This is a genomic window from Streptomyces sp. NPDC006602 (genome assembly GCF_042870385.1).
Classification (GTDB): Bacteria; Actinomycetota; Actinomycetes; order Streptomycetales; family Streptomycetaceae; genus Streptomyces.
On the sequence record NZ_JBIAHG010000030.1, the window covers coordinates 41,945 to 66,730 of the forward strand.

16 protein-coding genes and 1 pseudogene are annotated in these 24,786 nt (G+C 70.4%); 10 read left to right on the top strand and 7 right to left on the bottom strand.

The features are described from left to right. Nucleotide 1: 1 nt before the first annotated feature. From ACFYO2_RS40025 to ACFYO2_RS40045, 5 genes are read left to right on the top strand one after another with little or no spacing between them, the layout of a single operon-like run. On the top strand, nucleotides 2-862 hold the full coding sequence (locus ACFYO2_RS40025) for a bifunctional methylenetetrahydrofolate dehydrogenase/methenyltetrahydrofolate cyclohydrolase (protein WP_388359718.1): 861 nt from the start codon (nucleotides 2-4) through the stop codon (nucleotides 860-862). Beyond that, nucleotides 859-2,139: a serine hydroxymethyltransferase gene (gene glyA / locus ACFYO2_RS40030; RefSeq protein ID WP_388359721.1), complete on the top strand. Its 1,281-nt coding sequence runs from the start codon at nucleotides 859-861 to the stop codon at nucleotides 2,137-2,139. The genes ACFYO2_RS40025 and glyA overlap by 4 nt, the downstream gene beginning before the upstream one ends. Beyond that, nucleotides 2,139-3,371, top strand: a complete 1,233-nt coding sequence (locus ACFYO2_RS40035; protein WP_388359724.1) for a sarcosine oxidase subunit beta family protein — start codon at nucleotides 2,139-2,141, stop codon at nucleotides 3,369-3,371. The genes glyA and ACFYO2_RS40035 overlap by 1 nt, the downstream gene beginning before the upstream one ends. Nucleotides 3,372-3,383: 12 nt before the next feature. Beyond that, entirely contained in the window at nucleotides 3,384-6,620 is a 3,237-nt protein-coding gene (locus ACFYO2_RS40040) for a sarcosine oxidase subunit alpha family protein (protein WP_388359726.1), read from the top strand. Beyond that, nucleotides 6,613-7,218: a sarcosine oxidase subunit gamma gene (locus ACFYO2_RS40045; protein WP_388359728.1), complete on the top strand. Its 606-nt coding sequence runs from the start codon at nucleotides 6,613-6,615 to the stop codon at nucleotides 7,216-7,218. The genes ACFYO2_RS40040 and ACFYO2_RS40045 overlap by 8 nt, the downstream gene beginning before the upstream one ends. A gap of 113 nt (nucleotides 7,219-7,331) precedes the next feature. Here ACFYO2_RS40045 and ACFYO2_RS40050 read toward each other — a convergent pair whose 3' ends face one another. After that, nucleotides 7,332-8,123 (bottom strand): IclR family transcriptional regulator, encoded by a 792-nt coding sequence (locus ACFYO2_RS40050; protein WP_388359729.1) that lies wholly within the window; start codon nucleotides 8,121-8,123, stop codon nucleotides 7,332-7,334. 22 nt (nucleotides 8,124-8,145) lie between these two features. Continuing rightward, nucleotides 8,146-9,018: a formyltetrahydrofolate deformylase gene (purU, locus tag ACFYO2_RS40055; RefSeq protein WP_388359731.1), complete on the bottom strand. Its 873-nt coding sequence runs from the start codon at nucleotides 9,016-9,018 to the stop codon at nucleotides 8,146-8,148. A 249-nt stretch (nucleotides 9,019-9,267) separates the two neighbouring features. Between purU and ACFYO2_RS40060 the strand changes: the two genes are divergently transcribed. Both ACFYO2_RS40060 and ACFYO2_RS40065 read left to right on the top strand, forming a co-directional pair. Then, on the top strand, nucleotides 9,268-10,410 hold the full coding sequence (locus ACFYO2_RS40060; RefSeq protein WP_388359733.1) for an aromatic ring-hydroxylating dioxygenase subunit alpha: 1,143 nt from the start codon (nucleotides 9,268-9,270) through the stop codon (nucleotides 10,408-10,410). 3 nt (nucleotides 10,411-10,413) lie between these two features. Further along, complete coding sequence (locus ACFYO2_RS40065) at nucleotides 10,414-12,702, top strand: FdhF/YdeP family oxidoreductase (protein ID WP_388359736.1); 2,289 nt, start codon at nucleotides 10,414-10,416, stop codon at nucleotides 12,700-12,702. A 9-nt stretch (nucleotides 12,703-12,711) separates the two neighbouring features. Here the strand turns inward: ACFYO2_RS40065 and ACFYO2_RS40070 are convergent. The 3 genes and pseudogenes from ACFYO2_RS40070 to ACFYO2_RS40080 all read right to left on the bottom strand — a co-directional run. Then, nucleotides 12,712-13,016, bottom strand: a pseudogene (locus tag ACFYO2_RS40070) (glycosyltransferase); the annotation flags it as partial. Nucleotides 13,017-13,047: 31 nt separating this feature from the next. After that, a complete protein-coding gene (gene fdhD / locus ACFYO2_RS40075) occupies nucleotides 13,048-13,923 on the bottom strand; it encodes a formate dehydrogenase accessory sulfurtransferase FdhD (RefSeq protein ID WP_388359738.1) in 876 nt (291 codons plus the stop codon). 79 nt (nucleotides 13,924-14,002) lie between these two features. Beyond that, complete coding sequence (locus tag ACFYO2_RS40080; protein WP_388359740.1) at nucleotides 14,003-15,385, bottom strand: L-serine ammonia-lyase; 1,383 nt, start codon at nucleotides 15,383-15,385, stop codon at nucleotides 14,003-14,005. 927 nt (nucleotides 15,386-16,312) lie between these two features. On the opposite strand from ACFYO2_RS40080, the gene ACFYO2_RS40085 reads away from it, so the two are divergent. From ACFYO2_RS40085 to ACFYO2_RS40095, 3 genes are all read left to right on the top strand, one after another. Beyond that, entirely contained in the window at nucleotides 16,313-16,870 is a 558-nt protein-coding gene (locus ACFYO2_RS40085) for a hypothetical protein (protein WP_388359742.1), read from the top strand. Between the two features lie 181 nt (nucleotides 16,871-17,051). Further along, nucleotides 17,052-17,414 (top strand): hypothetical protein, encoded by a 363-nt coding sequence (locus ACFYO2_RS40090; RefSeq protein WP_388359745.1) that lies wholly within the window; start codon nucleotides 17,052-17,054, stop codon nucleotides 17,412-17,414. Then, nucleotides 17,411-18,031 (top strand): hypothetical protein, encoded by a 621-nt coding sequence (locus ACFYO2_RS40095; RefSeq protein WP_388359748.1) that lies wholly within the window; start codon nucleotides 17,411-17,413, stop codon nucleotides 18,029-18,031. Before ACFYO2_RS40090 ends, ACFYO2_RS40095 begins: the two co-directional genes overlap by 4 nt. A 628-nt stretch (nucleotides 18,032-18,659) precedes the next feature. On the opposite strand, the gene ACFYO2_RS40100 is transcribed toward ACFYO2_RS40095, so the two are convergent. Beyond that, nucleotides 18,660-22,253, bottom strand: a complete 3,594-nt coding sequence (locus ACFYO2_RS40100) for a SpoIIE family protein phosphatase (protein ID WP_388359750.1) — start codon at nucleotides 22,251-22,253, stop codon at nucleotides 18,660-18,662. 332 nt (nucleotides 22,254-22,585) lie between these two features. After that, the gene (locus tag ACFYO2_RS40105; protein WP_388359753.1) at nucleotides 22,586-24,754 is read right to left on the bottom strand and encodes a bifunctional serine/threonine-protein kinase/ABC transporter substrate-binding protein; all 2,169 of its coding nucleotides are present in this window, start codon (nucleotides 24,752-24,754) and stop codon (nucleotides 22,586-22,588) included. Nucleotides 24,755-24,786 lie beyond the last annotated feature (32 nt).

A 24,786-nucleotide genomic window follows, 5' to 3' on the forward strand; every position in this document is an offset into this window, starting at 1 on the left:
GGTGACCGCACAACTGCTCGACGGCAAGGCGACCGCAGCCGACATCCGCCGCGAACTCGCCGAGCGCGTGGCCAAGTTGACCGCGACAGGCGGCCGGATGCCGGGGCTCGGCACCGTCCTGGTCGGCGACGACCCGGGCAGCCGCGCCTACGTCGCAGGCAAGCACCGCGACTGCGCACAGGTGGGCATCGCCTCGATGCGCCGAGACCTGCCCGCCGACGCGTCACAGCAGCAGGTCGAGGACGTCATCGACGAACTCAACGCCGACCCGGCCTGCACCGGCTACATCGTCCAGCTCCCGCTCCCGCGCCACCTGGATGCCAGCGCCGTACTGGAACGCATGGACCCGGCCAAGGACGCCGACGGCCTGCACCCCGTCAACCTCGGCCGGCTCGTGCTGGGCGTCGAGGCCCCGCTGCCCTGCACCCCGCGCGGCATCGTCGAACTCCTGCGCCGGTACGACGTCCCGCTCGCGGGAGCGCGGGTGTGCGTGATCGGACGCGGCATCACCGTAGGACGGCCCATCGGGCTGCTCCTCACCCGCAGGTCCGAGAACGCCACGGTCACCCTCTGCCACACCGGAACCAAGGGCCTGGCCTGGCACGTACGCGAGGCCGACATCGTCATCGCGGCCGCCGGCTCGCCCGGACTGATCACCAAGGACATGCTGCGCCCCGGCGCGGCCGTCCTGGACGTCGGAATCACCCGCACCGACCACGGGCTGGTCGGCGATGTGCACCCGGACGCCACTCAGGTGGCCGGATGGCTCGCGCCGATGCCCGGAGGTGTGGGCCCCATGACCCGGGCCATGCTGCTCGCCAATGTCGTCGAGGCCGCCGAGAGGAACGCGAACGCCGTATGAACGCGCTGAACACCCCCCTGGCGCAGCTGGACCCCGAGGTCCACGCAGCCCTCCGCGCCGAACTGCACCGCCAGCAGTCCACCCTGGAGATGATCGCCTCCGAGAACTTCGCGCCCACCGCGGTGATGGAGGCCCAGGGCTCGGTCGCGACCAACAAGTACGCCGAGGGCTACCCCGGCCGCCGCTACTACGGCGGCTGCGAACACGTCGACGTCACCGAGCGGCTCGCCATCGAGCGGATCAAGTCCCTCTTCGGCGCCGGGTTCGCCAACGTCCAGCCGCACTCCGGCGCCCAGGCGAACACCGCCGTCTTCTTCGCGCTGCTCCAGCCCGGCGACACGATCCTCGGCCTCGACCTCGCGCACGGCGGGCATCTCACCCACGGCATGCGCCTCAACTACAGCGGCAAGATGCTGAACGTGGTGCCGTACCACGTGTCCGAGGCCGACAACCTCGTCGACATGGACGAGGTCGAGCAGCTCGCCAAGGAACACCGCCCCAAGATGATCATCGCGGGCTGGTCGGCGTACCCGAGGCAACTGGACTTCGCGGCCTTCCGGCGGATCGCCGACGAGGTGGGCGCCCTGCTGATGGTCGACATGGCGCACTTCGCCGGTCTGGTCGCCGCCGGGCTGCACCCCAACCCCGTACCGCACGCCCATGTCACCACCACGACCACCCACAAGACGCTCGGCGGCCCGCGCGGCGGGGTCATCCTCACCAACGAGGCCGACCTCGCCAAGAAGATCAACTCGGCGGTGTTCCCCGGCATGCAGGGCGGCCCGCTGGAGCACGTCATCGCCGCCAAGGCGGTCTCCTTCAAGGTGGCGGCGTCACCGGAGTTCGCGGAGCGCCAGGCCCGCACGCTGGCCGGGGCCCGCGTCCTGGCCGAGCGCCTCACGCGGCCCGACGCGGCGGCGGCCGGGGTCCGGGTGCTGACCGGCGGCACGGACGTCCACCTGGTCCTGGTCGACCTGCGCGACTCGGAGCTGGACGGCCGGCAGGCCGAGGACCTCCTCCACGAGATCGGCATCACCGTCAACCGCAACGCCGTGCCCTTCGACCCGCGCCCGCCCATGGTCACCTCGGGCCTGCGCATCGGCACCCCGGCGCTGGCCACCCGTGGCCTCACCGAGGAGGACTTCGCCGAGGTCGCGGACGTGATCGCGCTGGCGCTCCAGGCCGAGCCGGACGTCGCCGCCCTGCGTGCCCGCACCGAGGCACTGGCCGCCAAGCACCCGCTCTATCCGCACCTGTCCGAAGACGGAGACGTTTGATGAGCCCCCGCACCCCCGGCGCCGAGCTCCCCGAGCACCCCGACTGGCTGTGGCGCACACCCGAGCCGAAGCGCAGTTACGACGTCGTCATCGTGGGCGGCGGCGGCCACGGCCTCGCCACCGCCCACTACCTGGCGAAGAACCACGGCATCACCAACGTCGCCGTACTGGAGAAGGGCTGGCTCGCGGGCGGCAACATGGCCCGCAACACCACGATCATCCGCTCCAACTACCTCTGGGACGAGAGCGCCGGCATCTACGAGCACGCGCTCAAGCTGTGGGAGGGCCTGGCGGAGGAGCTGGACTACCCGATCCTCTTCTCCCAGCGAGGCGTACTGAACCTCGCCCACAGCCTCCAGGACGTCCGCGACAGCGTGCGCCGGGTCGAGGCGAACCGCCTGAACGGCGTGGACGCGGAGTGGTTGGACGCGGACGGGGTCAAGGAGGTCTGCCCGATCGTCAACATCTCCCCGGACGTGCGCTATCCGGTCCTGGGCGCCACCTATCAACCGCGCGCCGGCATCGCCAAACACGACCACGTCGCCTGGGGCCTGGCCCGCTCGGCGGACGCCGCCGGAATCGACATCATCCAGAACTGCGAGGTCACGGGCCTGGATGTGGTCGGCGGCCGGGTGGTCGGAGTCCAGACCACTCTGGGCCCCATCGCGGCGGGCAAGGTAGCCCTGTGCTCGGCCGGCCACACCTCGGTCCTCGCCGCCATGGCGGGCATCGAACTCCCGCTGCAGAGCCACCCGTTGCAGGCGCTGGTCTCCGAACTCCTGGAACCGGTGCACCCGACGGTCGTCATGTCCAACGCGGTCCATGTGTACGTCAGCCAGGCACACAAGGGCGAGTTGGTGATGGGCGCGGGCATCGACTCGTACAACTCGTACACCCAGCGCGGCGCGTTCCACATCATCGAGGAGCAGATGTCGGCGGCCCTGGAGCTTTTCCCGGTCTTCGCCCGTGCCCACGTGCTGCGCACCTGGGGCGGCATCGTCGACACGAGCCCCGACGCCTCGCCGATCATCGGCCTGAGCCCGGTCGACAACCTTTATCTCAACTGCGGCTGGGGCACGGGTGGTTTCAAGGCCACTCCGGGGGTCGGCTGGGTCTACGCCCACACCATCGCCCATGACACCCCCCACCCGCTCAACGCCCCCTTCTCGCTCGACCGTTTCACCACCGGCGCGCTCGTCGACGAGCACGGCGCGGCCGCGGTGGCCCACTAGGGAGCCGAACCCATGCTGCTGATCCCCTGCCCGTGGTGCGGGCCCCGCGACGAGGCCGAGTTCCACTACGGCGGCCAGGCCCATGTGCCGTATCCGGAGGCCCCGGCGGCCCTGACCGACGAGGAATGGGCCCGGTACCTCTTCTTCCGCGACAACACGAAGGGCCCGTTCGCCGAACGGTGGAGCCATGCGGCGGGCTGCCGACGCTGGTTCAACGCGGTGCGGAACACGGGGACGAACGAGATCCTGGCGGTGTACCGGACGGGTGAGGACCGCCCGGTGACCATCGAGCCCCGTCCAGTGCAATCAGCCCGTCCGGCGTTCGAGGACGAGGCCCCTTCAGGGCCGACGGGAGACCAGGATGCGGAGCCCCCAGCGGGGGGCCAGGGGGAAGCCCCCCTGGTTTCGGGAAGGGGCGGGGTGGGGGACAAGAACCAGCCGTTCCGCCTCCCCACCGGCGGTCGCCTCGACAGGGACGAGCCCCTCACCTTCACCTTCGACGGCACCGAACACCAGGGCTACCGAGGCGACACCCTCGCCTCCGCCCTCCTTGCCAACGGCGTCATCCAGACCGGCACCAGCATCAAGCTCGGCCGCCCGAGAGGCATCTTCTCGGCCGGCGTGGAAGAGCCCAACGCCGTCATCCAGATCGAGGCCCCGTTCCCCGAGCCGATGCTGCCCGCGACGACCGTCGAACTCTACGACGGCCTCGTGGCAACCAGCCTCCCCGGCCAGGGCCGCCTTGCCACCGAACCGGACCCCGCCCGCTACGACGCCGTACACGCCCACTGCGACCTGCTGGTCGTCGGCGCGGGCCCCGCCGGCCTCGCCGCCGCGTCGGCGGCCGCACGCACCGGCGCCCGCGTCATCCTCGCCGATGACCAGCCGGAACTCGGCGGCAGCCTCCTCGGCTCCGGCGAACTCCTCGACTGGGTCGACGAAACCGGCACCCGACTCGACGCGGCCCCCGATGTCCGCGTCCTGCGCCGCACCACCGTCTTCGGCTACTACGACGACAACCACCTCCTGGCCGTCGAGCGCCGCACCAACCACCTCGGGGCCCAAGCCCCGGAGAACGTCTCCCGCGAACGCGTCTGGCGTATCCGCGCCCGTCGCGTCGTCCTCGCCACCGGCGCCCACGAGCGCTCGCTCGCCTTCGCGGACAACGACCGCCCCGGCGTGATGCTGGCCGCCTCGGCCCGCGCCTACGTCAACCGCCACGGCGTCCTGCCCGGCCGCCATGCCGTGGTTTTCACCACCAACGACAGTGCCTACGCGGCCGCGTTGGACCTCGCCTCGGCAGGCGTGGCAGTCTCGGCGATCGTCGACACCCGCACCGAGCCCGGGGAGTGGGCCGAGCGGGCCCGGCAGGCCGGCATCGAGGTGCTGTCCGGCCACGCCGTCACCGGCACGGAAGGCGCCCCGCGTCTCACCTCCGTGACCGTGGCCCCGTACGGGGAGTCCGCGGGGCAGCGGGAGTTCGCCGCCGACCTGCTGCTGGTCTCCGGCGGCTGGAACCCCGTCGCCCATCTGTTCAGCCAGGCGGGCGGCAGACTGCGCCACGACGAGCAGCTCGGCACTTTCGTCCCCGACACCTCCCGTCAGCTGGTCGAGGTCGCGGGCAGCGCGAGCGGCGTCTTCGACCTGGCCAGGGTCCTCGCACAGGGGGCTGCCGCCGGAGCCCGCGCGATCGAGGCCGAGGGCTACATCTCCGAGACGCCCCGCCTCCCGCAGGTGTCCGTACAGCCGCAGACGCCCGCCATGCAGGTCTTCACCGTCCCGGGCCGTGAAGGCGCCCCGCGCTTCGTCGACCTCCAACGCGACGTCACCGTCGACGACCTGGCGCGTGCGACCGGCGCCGGAATGCGCTCGGTCGAGCACACCAAGCGCTACACCACGGCCGGCACCGCCAACGACCAGGGCAAGACCTCGGGAGTCCTGGCCAGCGGCGCCGTCGCCGAACTGCTCGGCGTGGACATCTCCGCGCTCGGCACGACCACGTTCCGGCCGCCCTACACGCCGGTCTCCTTCGCCACCCTCGCCGGCCGAGACCGCGGCGCGCTGCTCGACCCGATCCGTACGACCGCCCTGCACGAGTGGCATGTCTCGCACGGCGCCCTGCTCGAGAACGTCGGCCAGTGGAAGCGCCCCTGGTACTACCCGCAGGACGGCGAGGACATGGAAACGGCCGTGCTGCGCGAGTGCGCCGCCGCCCGCGAGGGCGTCGCCTTCATGGACGCCTCCACCCTCGGCAAGATCGACGTCCAGGGCCCGGACGCCGGCGCCTTCCTCGATCTGCTCTACACCAACATGATGAGCACCCTGAAGGTCGGCATGATCCGCTACGGAGTCATGTGCCGACCGGACGGCATGGTCTTCGACGACGGAACCGTCATCCGCCTCGCCCAGGACCGCTTCCTGGTCACCACCACGACGGGCAACGCGGCCGCCGTTCTGGACTGGATGGAGGAGTGGCTCCAGACCGAGTGGCCCGGACTGCGGGTCCACTGCACGTCCGTGACCGAACAGTGGGCCACTGTGGCCCTGGTCGGCCCGCGCTCCCGCGAGGTCCTCGGCTCGCTCGCACCCCGCCTGGCCGTGGCCAACGAGGACTTCCCGTTCATGGCGTGGCGCGACGCGACCGTCGCCGGCATCGACGCGCGGGTGTGCCGGATCAGCTTCTCCGGCGAACTGGCCTATGAGATCAATGTGTCGCCGTGGCAGGCCCTCGCCCTGTGGGAGGCGCTGTACGAGGCCGGCGCCCCGTACGGCATCACCCCGTACGGCACCGAGACGATGCACGTCCTGCGGGCCGAGAAAGGCTACCCGATCGTCGGCCAGGACACCGACGGCACGGTCACACCGCAGGACCTCGGCATGGGCTGGGCGGTGTCCAAGAAGAAGCCGGACTTCATCGGCAAGCGCTCCTACGCCCGCGCCGACACCGTCCGCCCCGACCGCAAGCACCTCGTCGGTCTGCTCCCCGACGACCCGGGCACGTTTCTCCCCGAGGGCACGCACCTGGTCGCCGACAGCGTGCTGCCCGCGCCGCCCGTCCCGATGCTCGGCCATGTCACCTCCAGCTACCGCAGCGCGGCGCTCGGCCGGACCTTCGCGCTCGCCCTGCTCAAGGGCGGCCGGGAGCGCATCGGAGAGCGGCTGTACGCCCCTGTGGGCGACCGGCTGGTCCCGGTGACCGTCACAAGCCCCGTCCTCTACGACCCCGAGGGAGCCCGCCGCGATGGCTGACACCGCCCTTACCGCCCCGCCCCGCAGCCCCCTGTCGCCTGTCGCCGACCGCCTGGCCACCGTGACCCGCACGTCCGAGGGCGCGATCCGGCTGGCCGAACTTCCCTTCCTGACCCAGATCAGTGTGCGCCTGGACGCAAAGGGAGCGGCGGCGGACGCCGTCGGGCCGGCGCTGGGTGTCCAGCTGCCCGTCGAACCCAACACCGCCGTACGTGCCGGGGAGCTGACCGTTCTGTGGCTCGGCCCCGACGAGTGGCTCGTGGTGGGCCCGCCGGGCGGGCAGCGGGACGTGGAGAGCCGGATCCGTGAGGCGGCCGGCGGCGAGCACGTGTCCGTCATCGATGTCTCCGCCCAGCGCACCACCCTCCTGGTCACGGGCTCTCGCGCCCGCGACCTGCTGGCCCACGGCTGCGCCCTGGACCTGCACCCGCGCTCCTTCGGGGCCGGACGCTGCGCCCAGACCACCCTGGGCCGCACCGAGGTCGTGCTGGTCGCCCGTGACGAGCCCCGGGCCGGATTCTGGGTGCTGGTCCGTTCGTCCTTCGCCGGCTACCTGACGGACTGGCTGCTGGACGCGGCCGTGGAGTGGAGGGCCTGAGAACCGGGGGGATCGTGCAGACGGCGGACAGGTGATCCGGAGACCGGATCACCTGTCCGCCGTCTGTCCTGCGGTTGGTTTCGCTCAAGCGACCGGAATTCGTCGGCCGGACGTCAGCCCAGATGGCCGAGACGGCGGCTGAGTTCGTCCGCGCCCTCGATCAGCACCGGTGCGAGCTCGTGCATCCGCCTCTCGGTGAGGCGGAAGGCCGGCCCCGAGGCGCTGAGGGCGGCGACGGTTGCGCCGTCACCCGAACGGACGGGAGCGGCCATGGCGTTGAGGCCCTCCTCGTACTCCTCCACCGTCATGGCGTAACCCCGCTCGCGGGCCTCGGCCAGCTCCGCCTCCAGCTTCTCCCTGGAGGTCAGCGTGTGCGCTGTCATGCGGTCGAGCCCGGCCGCGGCGATGAGCTCGTCACGGAGCTCGGGTGCGAGGTGGGCCAGGAGGATCTTGCCGCTCGATGTGCAGTGCATCGGCGTCTGCCGTCCGACCCAGTTCTGCGCGGTGATGGCGGACCGGCCGCGCACCTGGTCGAGGTTGATCACATGGTGGGACTCGAGCACCGCGATGTTCATCGTCTCGCCCAGTTCCTCGGCGAGACGCTCGCAGATCCTCCGCCCGTACTTGGTGACGTCAATGCGCCCAGTGACCGCACCCGCCAGGCGCACGATGCCGAAGCCGAGGCGGTACTTCCCGCGCTCGCTCTCCTGCTCGACCATCCCATGTGCCTCCAGCGCGCCGAGCAGGCGGAAAGCGGTGGACTTGTGGACGTCGATCGCCTCGGCCACTTCACTGACGCCTGCCTCGCCGCGCTCGGCCAGGATCTCCAGCACGGTGACAGCCCGGTCGACGGACTGCACACCGCCACTCGAAGTGCCGGCGGGGCCGGTGCTGTGACTGCTCATGGCGAAACGATAGGCGAAGCGGTCAGCGAAAGACGACCGTGCGATTGCCGTTGATCATGATCCTGCTCTGGCTGTGCCACTCCACGGCCCGCGCGAGGACCTGCGCCTCGACGTCACGCCCCAGGGTGACCAGGCTGTCGGGGCTCTGGGAGTGGTTCACGCGGATGACGTCCTGCTCGATGATGGGCCCCTCGTCGAGGTCCGGGGTGACGTAGTGCGCCGTGGCCCCGACGAGCTTGACGCCGCGCTCGTGGGCCTGGACGTACGGCCTGGCCCCCTTGAAACCCGGCAGGAACGAGTGGTGGATGTTGATCGCCCGGCCTTCGAGCTGCTTGCACAGATCGTTCGACAGGATCTGCATGTAGCGAGCGAGGACCACCAGGTCGACGTCGAGCTCGTCGACGAGCTCCAGCAGCCTCGCCTCCGCGTCGGCCTTCGTTTCCTTGGTCACGGGAAGGTGGTGGAACGGGATCCCGTAGCTCTCGGCGAGCGATTCGAAGTCCCGATGGTTGGAGACGATCGCCGGCACCTCGATGTTCAGGGCGCCGGTGCGCCGCCGGAAGAGCAGGTCGTTCAGGCAGTGACCGAACTTCGACACCATGATCAGTGTGCGGGTCGGGGTCGACGCGTTGTGCAGCTGCCAGGAGATCCGGTAGGCCTCCGCCACCGGGGCGAAGCCGGACCGCAGGGCGTCCAGCGAAGTGGCCGGATCCGAGACGTCGAAGTGCACGCGCATGAAGAAGAGGTCCTGCAGCCGGTCGTCGAACTGCTGGCTTTCCTGGATGTTCCCGGAGTGCCGGACGAGGAAGCCGGTGACGGCGTGGACGAGGCCGGAGCGGTCCGGGCACGAGAGGGTGAGGACGAACTCACGGTCGGGGTGCGGTCGAAGAGACACTGAGTCCTCCGGGGGGTGCGCATGACGCAACAGTGGGACTGATACGCAACATGGTCCTGGTTGTGGTGGCCTGTGGTCAAGGGTTCGGTCCCACGTTGCCTTCGGGGCGGGATGTGCTTTCGGCGACCTCGGGAGACCTCTTGACAGTGATCCGGGTGAACTGCACTGTGTGTTGCGTAAGTCGATACGCGTTGCACATAAAGCAACTGCTGCGGTTCCTGCCCGAGACACTTTCCTTCGAGGTGAACCATGACCACGCCCGGCCTGCCCGAGAGCCTGATCGCGACTCTCCCCGGTGATCACTACACCGACCCGGAGATCTTCCGTCAGGAGCAGGAGCGCATCTTCGAGTCCATGTGGTTCTGCGCGGCGCGCTCGTCGGAGCTCGCGAAGCCGGGCGCGTTCAAGACCGTCGACGTGGGCCGGGAGAGCATCCTCGTGACCCGCTCGCGCGACAACTCCGTCCGCGCCTTCTTCAATGTCTGCCGGCACCGGGGCGCGAAGCTGTGCACCGAGGAGTCCGGCGAGGTGAAGCGGGCGTTCCAATGCCCCTACCACGCCTGGACCTACGACCTCAACGGCAAACTCGTCGCGGCTCCGAACCTGACCAGCATGCCGGACGTCGGCCGGACCGAATACGGCCTGGCGAGCGTGGCGGTGCGCGAGTGGCTGGGCTACGTGTGGGTGTGCCTGGCCGAGAACCCGCCCTCGTTCGAGGAGTCGGTGATCGAGGACGTGGTGGCGCGCCTGGGGGACGTGGAGTCCATCGACCGGTACGACATCGAGAGTCTGGAGGTCGGCCGGCGGATCGTCTACGACGTGAAGGCGAACTGGAAGCTGATCATCGAGAACTTCATGGAGTGCTACCACTGCGCGACGATCCACCCCGAACTGACCGAGGTGCTCCCGGAGTTCGCCGACGGCTACGCGGCGCAGTTCTACGTGGGCCACGGTGCCGAGTTCGGTGAGGACGTCCAGGGGTTCACCGTCGACGGCTCGGAGGGCCTGGACCGCATTCCCACGGTCTCCGACGAGCAGGACCGCCGCTACTACGCGATCACCGTGCGGCCGCAGGTGTTCATCAACCTGGTACCCGACCACGTGATCTTCCACCGGATGTACCCGGTGACCGCCGACCGGACGATCGTGGAGTGCGACTGGCTGTATCTGAAGGGCGTCGTGGAGAGCGGCCGGGACGTCAGCCGCTCGGTGGAACTCTTCGACCGGGTCAACCGGCAGGACTTCGACGCCTGTGAGCGCTGCCAGCCGGCGATGAGCTCGCGCCTGTACGCGAAGGGCGGGGTCCTGGTGCCCAGCGAGCACCACATCGGCGAGTTCCACGACTGGGTTCAGGACCGCCTCGGCACCCGCTCGCACGCCGCGGAGCGTTAGCCGATGCCCCGCAAGGCACCCGCCGAGGACCCCGGCGACGACCGTCTGCGGGTGGGCCCGCCGAAGGACTACGCCGCGGGAATCCCCGCGGTCACTTCCTCACTGAGGCACGCCCACGCACAGATGGGCGTCCGCCGCAGTCTGCTGACCCTGCTGAGCGTCAATCAGAAGACGGGCTTCGACTGCCCGGGGTGCGCCTGGCCGGAGCCCGAGCACCGGCATCGTGCCGAGTTCTGCGAGAACGGGGCGAAGGCGGTGGCGGAGGAGGCGACCCTGCGCCGGGTCACGCCGGAGTTCTTCGACGAACACCCACTGACGGCGCTCGCCGAACGCAGCGACTACTGGCTCGGCCAGCAGGGGCGCCTCACCCACCCCGTGTACCGCCCCGCCGGCAGCGACCGATACCGGCAGATCTCCTGGGACGAGGCGTTCGCCGTGGTCGCCCGGGAGCTGGGCGGCCTGGACTCCCCGGACCAGGCCGCCTTCTACACCTCGGGCCGGGCGAGCAACGAGGCCGCGTTCGCCTACCAGCTCTTCGTCCGGCTCCTCGGCACGAACAACCTGCCGGACTGCTCCAACATGTGCCATGAGTCAAGTGGCTCCGCCCTGGTCGAGACCATCGGCATCGGCAAGGGCAGCGTCCGTCTGGAGGATCTGTACGAGGCCGACCTGATCCTCGTCGTGGGGCAGAACCCGGGCACCAACCACCCCCGGATGCTCTCGGCGCTGGAGACCGCGAAGGGCCGCGGAGCCCGTGTCATCGCGGTCAACCCGCTCCCCGAAGCGGGACTTCTCAGGTTCAAAAACCCCCAGCGGCCCTCGGGCATGCTGGGCGGCGGCACCCAACTGTCCGACAGGTTTCTCCAGATCAGGCTCGGCGGTGACCAGGCCCTCTTCCAGGCCTTCAACCGCATGCTCCTGGAGGCGGAGGACGCCGCTCCCGGCACCGTTCTCGACCATGACTTCATCACCGCGCACACCCATGGCTTCGAGGAGTTCGCCGAGCAGGCCCGCAAGGCATCCTGGGACGACGTCCTGGAAGCCACCGGCCTGTCGGCACAGGAGATCAGGCAGGCGTTCCAGGAGGTCCTGGCCGCCGACAAGATCGTCGTCTGCTGGGCCATGGGCCTCACCCAGCACCGCCATTCGGTGCCGACCATCCGCGAGGTCGTCAACTTCCTCCTGATACGCGGCAATGTCGGGCGTCCCGGCGCCGGCCTCTGCCCCGTGCGCGGGCACTCCAACGTCCAGGGCGACCGGACGATGGGCATCCACGAGAAGCCGGACGCGGCCTTCCTCGACGCACTGGGCGCGGAGTTCGGTTTCGTTCCGCCGAGCCGGCACGGCCACGACGCGGTGGAGACCATCCGTGCCATGCGAGACGGACAGGTGCGGGTCTTCGTCGCTCTCGGCGGCAACTTCGTCTCCGCCGCTCCCGACACCGAACTCACCGAGCAAGCACTGCGCGACTGCGAGCTCACCGTGCAGATCTCCACCAAGCTCAACCGGTCCCACGCGGTGACCGGCCGGCAGGCGCTCATCCTCCCCTGCCTCGGCCGCACCGAAGCCGACCTCCGACCGACGGGGCCTCAACTGGTCACGGTGGAGGACTCCATGGGCATGGTGCACCTCTCGCGCGGGCGGCTGGCGCCCGCCTCCGACGCCCTGCTGAGCGAGGTCGCGATCATCTGCCGGATGGCACGGGCGGTCCTCGGCGACGAACGAGTGCCCTGGACCCACTTCGAGGCGGACTACGACCTGATCCGCGATCGGATCGAGCGCGTGATCCCCGGCTTCGAGGACTTCAACACCCGCGTACGGAAGCCGGGCGGCTTCGCGCTGCCCCACCCTCCGAGGGACGAAAGGCGCTTCCCCACGAGGACCGGTCTGGCCAACTTCACCGTCAACCCCCTGGAGGTGCTGCGCGTCCCGCAGGGGCGGCTCCTCCTTCAGACCATCCGCTCGCACGACCAGTACAACACCACGATCTACGGCCTGGACGACCGCTACCGGGGAGTCCACCAGGGCCGCAGGGTGCTCTTCCTCCACCCGGAAGACCTGGCCGCACACGGCCTCGCCGAGGGCGAACTGGTCGACATCGTCAGCGAGTTCTCCGACGGAGTCGACCGCAGGGCACCCGCGTTCCGTACGGTGGCGTACCCCACCCCGCGCGGCTGCTGCGCCGCCTACTTCCCCGAGACCAACGTCCTCGTCCCGCTGGACTCCACGGCGGAGATCAGCAACACCCCGACCTCCAAGTCCATCGTGGTCCGGCTGGAACCGGCGCGCTGACCCAGGAGCTCAGCGGCCGCCGCGCATCGCCGCCTCGTACACGGCCGCCGTGTCCGAGGCGGCCGTGTCCCAGCCGAACGACCCGGCGTGCCGGGCGCCGGCGGTGCCCATCCGGGCGGAGAGCGCCGGGTCGTCGGCGAAGCGGCGCAGGGCCCGCGCATAGTCCGCAGCACGGTGCCCCACCACGAGCACGCCGGTCAGCCCGTCCGTACGACCACCGGCAGGCCACCAAACCGCGGCAGCGATCACCGGGGTGCCGCATGCCTGCGCCTCCGCGGCCACCAGGCCGAAGGCTCGCTGTGGGACGGCTTGACTTCCTCCCCCTCATTCACGAGGGGGAGGAAGTCAAGGGGCTTCGAAAGGTCCTCCCACGGACGCCGAATCGGTTGCCGTCCTCAGGACGATGCGCTGCTCGCCCGCGTACACGTTCATGGAGCCGCCACGCAGGAACCCGACCAGCGTGAGACCGGTCTCCGTCGCCAGATCCACCGCGAGGGAGGAGGGGGCCGAGACCGCGGCCAGCACCGGAATGCCCGCCATGACGGCCTTCTGCGCCAGTTCGAAGGACGCGCGGCCGGAGACCAGCAGGATGCTCCGGGACAGCGGCAGCTCGCCGGACTGCAGTGCGCGGCCGATCAGTTTGTCGACGGCGTTGTGGCGGCCCACGTCCTCCCGCAGGTCGAGCAGTTCTCCCTCCTCCGAGAACAGCCCGGCGGCGTGCAGGCCCCCGGTGCGGTCGAAGACCCGCTGGCCGGCCCGCAGCCGGTCGGGGAGGGCGGCCAGCAGCGCGGGGTCGACCCGGACCTGGGGAGTGTCGGCGATCGGTCCGCGGGCGGTGGTCCGTACAGCGTCCAGGCTCGCCTTTCCGCACAGACCGCAGGAGGAGGTGGTGTACACGTTCCGCTCGAGCGAGATGTCCGGCACCACCACGCCGGGCGCGAGCCGTACGTCGACGACGTTGTACGTGTTCGCACCGTGCGCTGTCGCGCCCGCGCAGTACACGATGTTCGCCAGTTCCTCGGCCCGGCCGAGCACGCCCTCGCTCACCAGGAACCCGGCGGCCAGCGCGAAGTCGTCACCGGGCGTCCGCATGGTGATCGCGAGGGGCCTGCCGTTCAGCCGGATCTCCAGCGGCTCCTCAGCTACCAGAGTGTCCGGGCGGGTGCTCACGGCACCGTCCCGGATGCGCAGCACGCGCCGTCGCTCGGTGACCCGTCCCATCGAACCTCACTCCAGTCGGTCGCACGGGCAGCGGGAAAGACAGGCGTCCGGACCCGGTCCGGACCTCCTGCCCCGCGCTTCAGCACTCGATGACGTTGACTGCGAGCCCACCGCGGGCGGTCTCCTTGTACTTGACCTTCATGTCGGCGCCCGTTTCCTTCATGGTCTTGATGACCTTGTCCAGGGAGACGTGGTGGCGGCCGTCGCCCCGCATGGCCATCCGGGCCGCGGTGACGGCCTTGACCGCCGCCATGCCGTTGCGTTCGATGCAGGGGATCTGGACCAGACCGCCCACCGGGTCGCAGGTCAGGCCGAGGTTGTGCTCCATGCCGATCTCGGCGGCGTTCTCGACCTGTTCGGGGCTGCCTCCGAGGACCTCGGCGAGACCACCGGCGGCCATCGAGCAGGCCGAGCCGACCTCGCCCTGGCAGCCGACCTCGGCACCGGAAATGGAGGCGTTCTCCTTGAACAGCAAGCCGATGGCGCCGGCCGCCAGCAGGAAGCGGACGATGCCGTCGTCGTCCGCTCCGGGGACGAAGTTGAGGTAGTAGTGCATGACGGCCGGGATGATGCCGGCGGCCCCATTGGTCGGCGCGGTGACCACCCGCCCGCCGGCCGCGTTCTCCTCGTTGACCGCCATCGCGTAGAGAGTCACCCACTCCATCGCCCGGCCTGCCGGATCGCCGTCCGCCCGCAGTGCCTTGGCCACAGCGGTGGCCCGGCGGCGGACCCTGAGCCCGCCCGGCAGAATGCCCTCACAGGACAGGCCGCGGGACACACACGCCGCCATCACGCGCCAGATCTCCAGCAGGCCGGCGCGGATCTCGGCCTCGGTGCGCCAGGCCTTCTCGTTCTCCAGCATCAGGGCCGAGATCGACAGACCCGTTTCCCGGGCCAGGCGCAGCAGCTCGTCAGCGCTGCCGAAGGGGTACTTCAGCACGGTGTCGTCCGGCTTGATGCGGTCCTCGCCGACCGCGTCCTCGTCGACGACGAACCCGCCGCCGACCGAGTAGTACGTCTTCTCGTACAGCGGCAGCCCCTCGGCGTCGTGGGCGAAGAGCGTCATGCCGTTGGCGTGGTACGGCAGGGAACGACGGCGATGCAGCACCATCTGCCTGGCCGAGTCGAAACCGATCTCGTGGGCGTCGCCGACGTCACGGCCCAGCAGCCGCAGCCTCCCGGTGGAGGTGATCCGTTCGACGTCCGTCTCGGCCTGGGCGATGTCGACCGTGTGCGGCTCGTTGCCCTCCAGACCGAGCAGGACCGCCTTGGGGGTGCCGTGGCCGTGGCCGGTGGCGCCGAGAGAGCCGAAGAGTTCGGCACGTACCGATGCCGTCCGGGCGAGGAGTCCTTCCTCCTTCAGACGACCGACGAACCTGTGGGCGGCCCGCATCGGGCCGACGGTGTGCGAACTGGACGGGCCTATACCGATGGAGAAGAGATCGAACACGGAGATGGCCACGGGCGGCTTCCTTGTCTGCGCGTGGGCGTGTTGTCCGGCGCTACTGGTTTGTGATGGGGAGCAGTACGAGGAGAGGGCGGACTGCTCCCGACGGGGAGCACAGACCCGAACCACCAGGTGAGTCCCCACGCCGATATGACCGCCGCCGCGCGACCGGCGTCGACTCTCGGACGCAGGTCTTCGATCCGGCACACCGTGAGCATGGGAAACCTCCAGGTCTGCGGGTGCCGGACAGGGACGCGGGCGAGCTTGCCGCCCATCTGCCGGTCGTGATCCCGACGCCATGGGGGCAGCTGGATCGAACACAGTGTTTCTGATTACACAACCATTGTCTCTATACGCAACAGCCTTTCCTTCGGGTCAGGCGTTGTCAAGAGGGGAGGCTCACCACACCGTCTGCGCGGGGTGGATGGGGAATGCCCCTTCGGCCTCTTCTCACCCGCGGCTTCTTCGGCTTCCTCGACGCCGCCCGGCCTGGGCTTTGACAGAGTGAGCGCCATGGCGGGGGACAGCAGCAGGCCCACGGCCATCGAACGGATCCCGCAGCCGTCCGGGGTACGGACCGTACTCACCTATCGGCAGGAACGGCTCGATCAACACCAACCGCTCGTCAGCGGGTTGCCGCGGCGTCACGACCATCTTCCCAGCGGATCCGCCTTCCTGGTGGATCCGGTTCGGCAAGGTTGATCACGACACCACACGGACCCGAGTTCTTCCGACGCCGACTGACACTCGCGTGACCGCTCGCGAGAGCCCGGATGCGCGGAGGTTGAACGGCTCGGACCGGGAGTCCGGGGCGTCCGACTCCGTCGACGAGCGGGTGTCGCGGCGGTGACCGGCGAACGGCGGTGACCGGCCCGTGACCGGGGCAACCTCCCGGCCCGGAGAACCGTCTTCTCGACGTACTGATCGTCGACATACTGATCGATGAACGGGGGCGTACGAGTGGCGGAGCTGTCGGCGGAGGCACTGGACGAGGTGCCGTGGGACCGGCTGGAGTCGATCGATCCGACTGTGCCTCCCGAGGAAGTGCGCCGGGTACTGCGCCGGCTGTTCCGCAAGGGGCCGGAGTCGACCGAGGACGACTGCCGGCCACTGTTCAACGCCTTGGGGACGTCGGAGCGTGGCATCTCCTCCGTCGCCACGGCTGCCCTGCCGTTCGTCGTCGCTCTCGCCGCCAATCCCCGTACGGGTGCCCGCGCGTCCCTCGTGGAACTGCTCGCGTCCCTGTCCCAGGCGCAGGAGACGACCCCGCCCGAGTCGATCGTCCCGGGCTGGCCCGAGGCTTGGCGACACGCCCACCACGCGGTGCAGTCCCTGCTCACCGACCCCGATCCGGCGGTAGCCGGGAGGCCATCCCGCTGGCGGACGGCCCCGGCCGGCTCCTGGAGCGGTGTCGGACCGAGCGGGACCTCTCCGTCCGCGATCCTCCAGGACGAGCAGATCCGCGCTCTGCTGGACGAGGCGCTGGCCGTCCGCTCCTAGCCCAGTTATTCGTGTGCCAAGTGTTCCAAAAGTGTGGTGCTCGCCTTTTCAGGTGCTGTCATGATCATGCCATGAGAAGATTCTTCCATTAGCGGCCACTGCCCTGACTACCGCGGTCCTTCTGTCCGCATCCCCGACCGCGCAGGCCCGGCCTGGTCCGGTCGTACCAAACCCGTTCGACATGAGGGTTCACTGCACGTCGACCGATGACGACGGGCGCAAGATCGTTACCCGGTACGGCAACTCCGAGCTCGGTTGGAACCACTTCACCCACCGACACAACATAAAAAGGTGCGCCATCCTCAACGCGGCCCTCAAGGATAAAGTCGACCGCAATGACGGCCACGGGCGGTTGGAGTATGACGGCGTCGCGATCAGGACCGGAGGCAGCCCGGCGCAGGTCAAGTTTGTCGTGATCGTTCAGTACACGCGCAAGACTAAGGATGGACGGTACGACGCCGGCCGGGGACAGAAGATCGGCGTCATCAACGCCTTCTGCCGTAACCAGCCGAACAACAAGTGCCCCGCATGGATGAATCAGTGATCGATTCCGAAGACCGAGAGCAGCAGGCGGCTGTCAGCCGTCTGCTGCTGTACTACCTCAACGCCCCCATCGCAGAGGGCTGCCGCCTGCGCGGAGTCGTGCCCGCCCCAGGCGCCGTCCGGATCGCCGTCCATGCTGGAGACGACGAGGACGGCGCTACGCTCCTGTACGAGATCCCCCACGACACCGTCGCCCCGTACTACGTCCCTGGCATCCTGCGCACTGTCCTGGCCGGCACCCAGCTCTACAGCAGCAGTGACATCAGCGAAGCCATGGGGATGACCGTCATCCGCCTCCGTCCCGAGGAGATCACCCCGGACCGAGAACCCGAACAGGGCCAGGCACTCACCGTCCTGCGCGCCTTGTCGGACCCCGGCGATGAGGAGAACCCCTTCCTGATCGGTTTCCTGTTGCTGGGGCACAGCCTGTTGCGCCTGTACGTGCAGCGCCCTGACTACCCAAGCACCATCGGTGTAGACATTCGCCTTACCGGTACGCCTACCGCTCTGATCGCCTCCCTTCCCAGCCTCATCGAAGAAGAGCAGCACCAGAAGCCGTCTCTCGATGACCCGCACTGCGATCTCATCGTGGACCTGACCGACTGGGAGGACATCTGAATCACGCCCTAGTCTTCTCACAGCATGGGCGGCACCGTACTGACGAGAGCGGCTCAGCAGGCACCCGGACTCGTGGCCCACGCGGTGTACCTGACCGCCTTCATGCCGGCGTCCGGTGTCCCGGCCATCACGTATGTGGGCAGTTACGAGAATGCCGGTGAGCTGGTGGGACCATCGCTGTGTGCCGATCCCGCCCTGGTCGGAGCACTCCGGCTGGACGTCGCTTCGCCCGACGTCGACTACCGCCGACAGCTTCGGGAGGCGTTCTTCGGCGACGTCGATCCGGCCGTCGCCGAATCCGCGATCGGATTGCTGACGCCCGACGCCCCGGTCGGTGTGGCTCTCGGTACCACCACACTGACACAGGACGGGTGGGGGTCGGTGCCTCGCACTTACGTCACCTGCTCACGGGACATGGCGGTGCCGAACCAACCGGCAAGTACGGACACGCTGCCCGGCAGGAGCTCGCCGCGACGGGAGAATCGCCCCATGACGCGCGGTGGTCGTCTGGACTACCGGCCTCGATCGCGCAGTGGCATGCCGACCGGCAGGCCCGCCGGCCCAGACGTCCAATACCGGGCGGCGCCGTCCGGGGGCTCGGCCCGGAGGTCTCCGCTGAATACCCGGGTTAGCAATGACTACGAGCAGTACCGGTCGGTTGTACGGCACTTCCGTCAGTCTGCGGGTCGCCGGCTCGACACGATGGTTCGGCGGTGGCGGCGAGCAGGGCGGCGTCGTCGTCGACTCGGTCGGGAGTGTTCAGCAGTTCCAGGGCCCGTTCGGTGATCAGCTGGGGGTCGGTGCGGGCGGCGGCGGGCAGCGCGCCGCAGGTCTGGCGCAGGGCCGCCAGGCCGTTGTCCAGGGACAGCGCCCGGTTCTCCACCAAACCGTCGGTGTAGAGCAGCAGGCTGGTGCCGGGCGGGAACGCCACCTCACGGTTGACTGGGGCGCTGCCCAGTCCCAGCGGCAGCGCCGGAGGCAGCTCCAGGTAGGCGGTGTCGGCGGCGACCAGTAGGGGCGGCAGGTGCCCGCTGGCGGCGTAGCGCAGGCGGTGATGGTGGGGGTCGTACACCGCGTAGAGGCAGGTGGCGAAGCGGTCGGTGGCGAGCGATTGCAGGTAGACGTCCAGCCTGGCCAGCACCTGGGCTGGGCCGGCGCCTTCCAGTGCGAGGCTGTGCAGGGCGGAGCGGAGTTGGCCCATCACGGTGGCGGCTTCCATGTCGTGGCCCATGACGTCGCCGATGGCCAGCCCCACGGCGCCGTCGGGCAGGGCGAGCACGTCGTACCAGTCGCCGCCGACCTCGGTGCCGCGGTTGCTGGCCCGGTAGTGGGTGGCCAGGCGCACGCCGGGTACCTCGGGCAGGCGGTGGGGCAGCAGTGCGCGCTGCAGGGTCAGGGCGAGGCGGCGCTCGTTGTGGTACCGGGTGGCGTTGTCGTAGGCCAGGGCCAGGCGGTGGGCGAGGTTCTCCAGATACTTGTGTTCGACCGCGGAGTAGCCGCTGGTGTGCCGGGCCAGTACCAGGGCCCCCAGCGTCTGGTCGTGGGCGTGCAGCGGCAGGGCCAGCACGGCGGCAGGTGCCGGGTGCGGGTCGGCTGGGGCTGGGGCGGTGCCGTTGATCGCGTGGGTGGCGGCGGTGGCCAGGGCCTCGCGGGCAAGAAGGGGGGCGCCGGCGATGTATGCCGGGGCGGGTGTCGCGGCGGTGAGGTGGATGCTGATCTGGTCGGCGAAGTCGGGCAGCAGGATCTGGCCGGCAGTCTGCAGTATCTGGTCCGGGTCGAGGGTGGCGGACAGCCGCAGGCCCGCGTCGGACAGGGAGGCCAGCACGGCCAGCTGGCTGCGGGTTTCGGTCAGGACCTGTTCGCGCAGCCGGGACAGTTCCAACCCCGCGCGGACGCGCGCCAGCAGCTGGCGCGCGGAGAAGGGTTTGGCCAGGTAGTCGTCGGCGCCTGCGTGCCGGCCCTGCACGGATTCCTCCTCGCCGGCGCGGGCGGTGAGCAAGACGATGGGCAGGCGGGCGGTGCGCGGGTCGGCGCGCAGCGCCCGGACCAGCTCGAAGCCGTCCATGCGGGGCATCATCACGTCGCTGAGCACCAGTTCCACCGGCTGCGCCAGGGCCGTCTCCACGGCGGCCCGGCCGTCGGCGGCGAGCAGCACGTCGTAGTCGGGCTGCAGGAGCTGGGTGAGATAGGCGCGCATGTCGGCGTTGTCGTCGACGACCAGCAGGCGAGCCCGGTGGGGGCGGTCGGTTTCGTGCGGGCCGGGGCCGTGGGGGGCATCGTGGGTCGCGGGGGCGTGCGGGGTGCGTGCCGAGGAGGTGGCCGCGGCGGGGACGGGGTCGGCCGCCAGCCAGCCCAGCGCCTCGTCCACATAGGCCGCGGCGCGGCTGGGCCGGCCGTCTCCGCCTTCCCTGGAGACTTCCCTGGAGATTTCGCCGGGGGATCCGGCGACAGCCGCGGGCGGGGCCGGGTGGGGCCGATGGGCGGCGGCGAAGGGGAGGTACACGGTGACGGTGGTGCCCTGGCCGAGCCGGCTGTCCACGCCGACGGTGCCGCCGAGCGCTTCCACCAAGTCCTTCACCAGCACCAGGCCGAGGCCGCTTCCCTCGTGGGAGCGGGAGCGGGCGCCGCGGACCCGGTGGAAGCGCTCGAACAGGCGCGGCAGCTCGTTGGCGGGGATGCCGGTGCCGGTGTCGGTCACGGTCAGCCGGGCCCTGTCGCCCGCCGCGGCCACCTGCACCCGGGAGCCGCCAGTGAAGGTGAACTTCAGGGCGTTGCTGAGCAGGTTGAGGATGATCTTCTCCCACATCTCCCGGTCCAGGGGCACCGGCTTGGGCAGCGGCGGGCAGTCCACCTCCAGCGTCAGCCCGGCCGCCTCGAAGGCGGAGCGGAACACCCCGGCCAGTTCGGCCGTGGCACCGGCGAGTTCGACCGGCTCGAGGGCCGGGCGCATCTGCCCGGCCTCGGCCTTGGCGACATCCAGGAGGGTGTTGACCTGCTTCAGCAGGCGCAGGGCTCCGCGCTCGGCCAGCTCCAGCTGCTCGCGCCGCTCGGGCCGGTCCTCGTCGGCCAGGGCCTGCTGGAGCGGGCCAAGGAGCAGGGTGAGCGGGGTGCGGAACTCGTGGCTGACGTTGGCGAAGAAAGTGCTCTTGGCCCGGTCCAGCTCGGCCAGCGCCTCCGCTCGCCGACGCTGTTCTTCATGCGCGAGCGCGGCCGACTCCTGCGCGAGCGCGGCCGACAGCGCCCCGGCCACGGCTGAGGCGAGCACCTCCAGGAAGTCGTGATACGCCCCGGCCGGGGGGAAGCAGGGGTTGACGCCGACCACCAGGACGCCCTCCACCCGGCCCGCGCAGTGCAGCGGCAGGGCCAGCGCCTGTTCGACCGGAATCCGGGTGGCCGCGGCGTGCTGACCGGCCGTGCCGCCGCCGGTGAACGCGGCGGCCGGCAGCGTGGCCGGGGCACCCTCGGCGACCACCTGAGCCAGCCGGGCCGCCACTTCCGACCCGTCGGCCGCACTCAGCGAGACGGTCTCGGTCGCCGACCGGAGCCCGGCGGAGGCCGCCGGGCGCCGCATCCCAGACTCGGAGGCCAGGTACAGGCCCAGAAACGGGATCTCTTCGGGGTAGGAGTCCGCCACCTCGGCGACCACGCGGGCGACCTCGCCCGGGGTGGGCTGCCCGGCGGTGCGCGTGCCGGTCTCGCTCAGCAGGCGCAGCCGGCGCTCGCCCAGTACCCGGCCGGTGGTCTCGGTGAGGATCTGCAGCACGCCGCCGGCGGTGCCGTCATCCAGCAGCACGGGCTGGAAGGCGGAGTCGAAGTAGCACTGCTCCAAAAAGCCGTGGCGCTCCATGATGAGCAGCTCATCCGGCACCAGCAGGGGCTTGCGGGTGTCGGTCACATAGTGGAAGTGGGAGCTCACGGGGTGGGCCCAGACCTCGGGGAACACCTCCTTATAGGGCCTGCCGAGCGCCCAGGGGTGTTTGGCGCCGACAATGGGTGTGGAGCCCAGGTTGTACAGCGTGGTGAATTCAGCCCCCCAGTACAGAGCCATCCCATGCTCAGAGGTGAGCATGAGGCGCAGGGTGTCCACCAGGGGTCCCGGCCAGGAGACGGGGGGCCCGAGCGGCGTCGCCGCCCAGTCGATCCCTGCCAGAAGCTCGCCGAACACGCCGCCCTCGGCGAACACCCGGGCCGCCGCGGTGCGCGGGCTATCGGGCCGGGTCATCGAGAAATCTTCCTCCTGGCGTCTGTGATCCGCCGGCGCCCGCCAAGGCTGCCGACGGCCACTCGCTGCGGACCTCCCGGGCAGGTGGAGGCTGGATCCGACGGTTCCAGCTGCGCTTCTGCCCGAATTGTGGATTTTAAACAATTAAAAGGCCATTTGCCCATCAGTGTACGCCAGCAGTCGTACGCCGACGGCGGTGATCGTCGACTCGCGGCGGTCCCTGCGGGCGGCCGACACCGTCGGCGCCGACGACAAGGGATGGACAAGGCCGGGACGGCGGGAAGAAGGTGGCGGGCCGTGCCGCCCTCGACCGGCGAGGTGAACGATGATGCTCAGATCGTGGCGTCTCGGTAGTCGCCGAGACAGCGGAAGACGCCCCCGGTCGCCCGGAACAGGTACATCGCGTCCGTGTAGCGGAGGGCGGACGAGTCGTAGCGCAGCCGTTTGGCGATCCCCCGGTAGTCGGTCTCGCGCAACCGGCCCACGATCGCGTCCCGTTGCGGACGGGACGTGCCCAGGGCCGTCATGGCACGGGCCACGAAGAGCGTCGCGTCGTAGGCCTCGGCGGAGTACCAGGGCGGTGCGGTGCCGAAGCGTGCGCGGTAGGCGGCAACGAACGACTTCGCGGCCGTCACCTGGGTCGGATCGAGGAAAGAGGCGGCGAACACCCAGCCCTCGGCGGCAACGCCCGCCGACGTGAGGAAGCGGGGGTCGAGGGCGCGCTGGCCGGCCAGCCGCGCACCCAAGTAGCCGGCGGAGCGCAGCGCGCGGGCCAGCCGCGCGGCCCGCGCGTATCCGCCGCCGAACACCACCGCGTCCGCTCCCGCATCCGTCACCGACTCCGCGAGGGCGCGGAAGTCCTGAGCCGAACCGTCCCCGGCGGCGAGGGTGTGCCGAACCGTGGTGCGCTGCCCGGATCGCACGGCCTCGTCGACGCCGGCACACAGCCGCCAGCTGAAGTCGCCCTCGGCGGCGTCGTCGATCAGTACCACTTTGCGGGCCACGGCGCTGCGCACGAGGTACGCGACGACCGGCGTGGCCAGGGTCGCGTCATTGGGGCGGGTGGCCGCGTACACCCGGTACTTGTTGGTGTCCACCTCGTCGAGCCCGACCGAGACGGTGACCATCGGCAACCGTGCCTGCTGGTAGAGGCCGAGGGTGGCCTTCGCACAGGTGTCGGTGGTCGGCCCGATCACGGCTCGGACCCGGTCGTCGGCCGCCAGCTGCCGGGCGATCTTTCCCGCCCGGTCCGTGCTGCCTTCGTCGTCGTGGACCTGGAGAGCCAGGTCGAAGCGGCGGTCGGTGCGGGAGTTGAGATGGTCGACGGCGAGGCGGAGGCCGTTCTCCTGGGCGCGGCCCGTCGTACGACCGCTGCCGCTCAGGTCGGCGTGCAGGGCGATCGCCAGGCGTGGGCGCGGGGTTGTGCCGCTCTGGGCGGATGTGGGGGCGGGACCTCGCGCCCTCCACCACGCCGCCGTTCCGCCGGCCGCCACGACACCGGCGGCCGAACCCAGTACCAGGAAACGGCGCCGGGAAGCCCCTCCCGAGGGGACGGCTGTCGTGTCACCGGACGACGCGTCGGCGACCGTTGCCGCGGTGACCTCGGTCGCCTCGACGGCCGGCAGGGCGAGCACCGCGGCCGAACGGCGCGCGATCAGCCGGATCAGGGACTCCGGCAGCCAGCCCCCGCCCTCGCCCACGCCGTCCAGAGCCTGCCGTACGTCGGCCACGGTCGGCCGGGAGCCGGGCTGCTTCGCCAGACACCCCCGCAGCAGCGGCAGCAACGCCTCCGGTACGCCGTCCAGTTCCGGCTCGTCATGGACCGTGCGCACCAGCGTCTCGGCGGCGGAGCCGTGCCCGAAGGGGCGCTCGCCCGTCACCGCGTACGCCAGCAGACAGCCGAGGGAGAAGACGTCACTGGCGGGCCCGATCTCCCGGCCCCGGCCCTGGGCCTGTTCGGGGGAGAGGAACCCGGGGGAGCCGACCACCATGCCGCTGGCGGTGAGTGCCGTGTCCTCCGGCATACGGGCGATACCGAAGTCGATCACCCGCGGTCCGTCGACCGCGAGCAGCACGTTGCCGGGCTTGACGTCCCGGTGCACAAGTCCCGCCTCGTGCACCGCGTCGAGCGCCTCGGCCAGCCGCGCGCCCAGGACGCGGACGCTCCCGTACGGCAGCGGCCCGCACTCCTCCACCGCCTCCGCCAACGAGGGACCCGGCACGAACGCCGTCGCGAGCCACGGCGACTCGGCGTCCGGGTCCGCGTCGAGCAGCGGCACCACCCAGGGGTTGGCGACCCGGCCCGCCGTCTCCACCTCACGGCGGAAACGGGCCCGGAATCCCGCGTCGTGCGCATGCGCCGCGCGGATCACCTTCACGGCGGCGAGCGCGCGGCCGGGGGAGCGGGCCAGGTACACCACGCCCATGCCGCCCGCGCCCAGCCGGCGCAGCAGCCGATAGCCGGCGATCCTGGCCGGGTCGGCGCCGCGCAACGGCTCCATCAGCGCCCCGTCGGGAGGACGCCCGGAACATA

Coding starts and splice junctions, on each gene's coding strand:
- glyA (WP_388359721.1), top strand. CDS start 859: ATGAACGCGCTGAACACCCCCCTGGCGCAGCTGGACCCCGAGGTCCAC.
- ACFYO2_RS40035 (WP_388359724.1), top strand. CDS start 2,139: ATGAGCCCCCGCACCCCCGGCGCCGAGCTCCCCGAGCACCCCGACTGG.
- ACFYO2_RS40040 (WP_388359726.1), top strand. CDS start 3,384: ATGCTGCTGATCCCCTGCCCGTGGTGCGGGCCCCGCGACGAGGCCGAG.
- ACFYO2_RS40045 (WP_388359728.1), top strand. CDS start 6,613: ATGGCTGACACCGCCCTTACCGCCCCGCCCCGCAGCCCCCTGTCGCCT.
- ACFYO2_RS40050 (WP_388359729.1), bottom strand. CDS start 8,123: ATGAGCAGTCACAGCACCGGCCCCGCCGGCACTTCGAGTGGCGGTGTG.
- ACFYO2_RS40060 (WP_388359733.1), top strand. CDS start 9,268: ATGACCACGCCCGGCCTGCCCGAGAGCCTGATCGCGACTCTCCCCGGT.
- ACFYO2_RS40065 (WP_388359736.1), top strand. CDS start 10,414: ATGCCCCGCAAGGCACCCGCCGAGGACCCCGGCGACGACCGTCTGCGG.
- fdhD (WP_388359738.1), bottom strand. CDS start 13,923: ATGGGACGGGTCACCGAGCGACGGCGCGTGCTGCGCATCCGGGACGGT.
- ACFYO2_RS40085 (WP_388359742.1), top strand. CDS start 16,313: ATGAACGGGGGCGTACGAGTGGCGGAGCTGTCGGCGGAGGCACTGGAC.
- ACFYO2_RS40090 (WP_388359745.1), top strand. CDS start 17,052: ATGAGGGTTCACTGCACGTCGACCGATGACGACGGGCGCAAGATCGTT.
- ACFYO2_RS40100 (WP_388359750.1), bottom strand. CDS start 22,253: ATGACCCGGCCCGATAGCCCGCGCACCGCGGCGGCCCGGGTGTTCGCC.
- ACFYO2_RS40105 (WP_388359753.1), bottom strand. CDS start 24,754: ATGGAGCCGTTGCGCGGCGCCGACCCGGCCAGGATCGCCGGCTATCGG.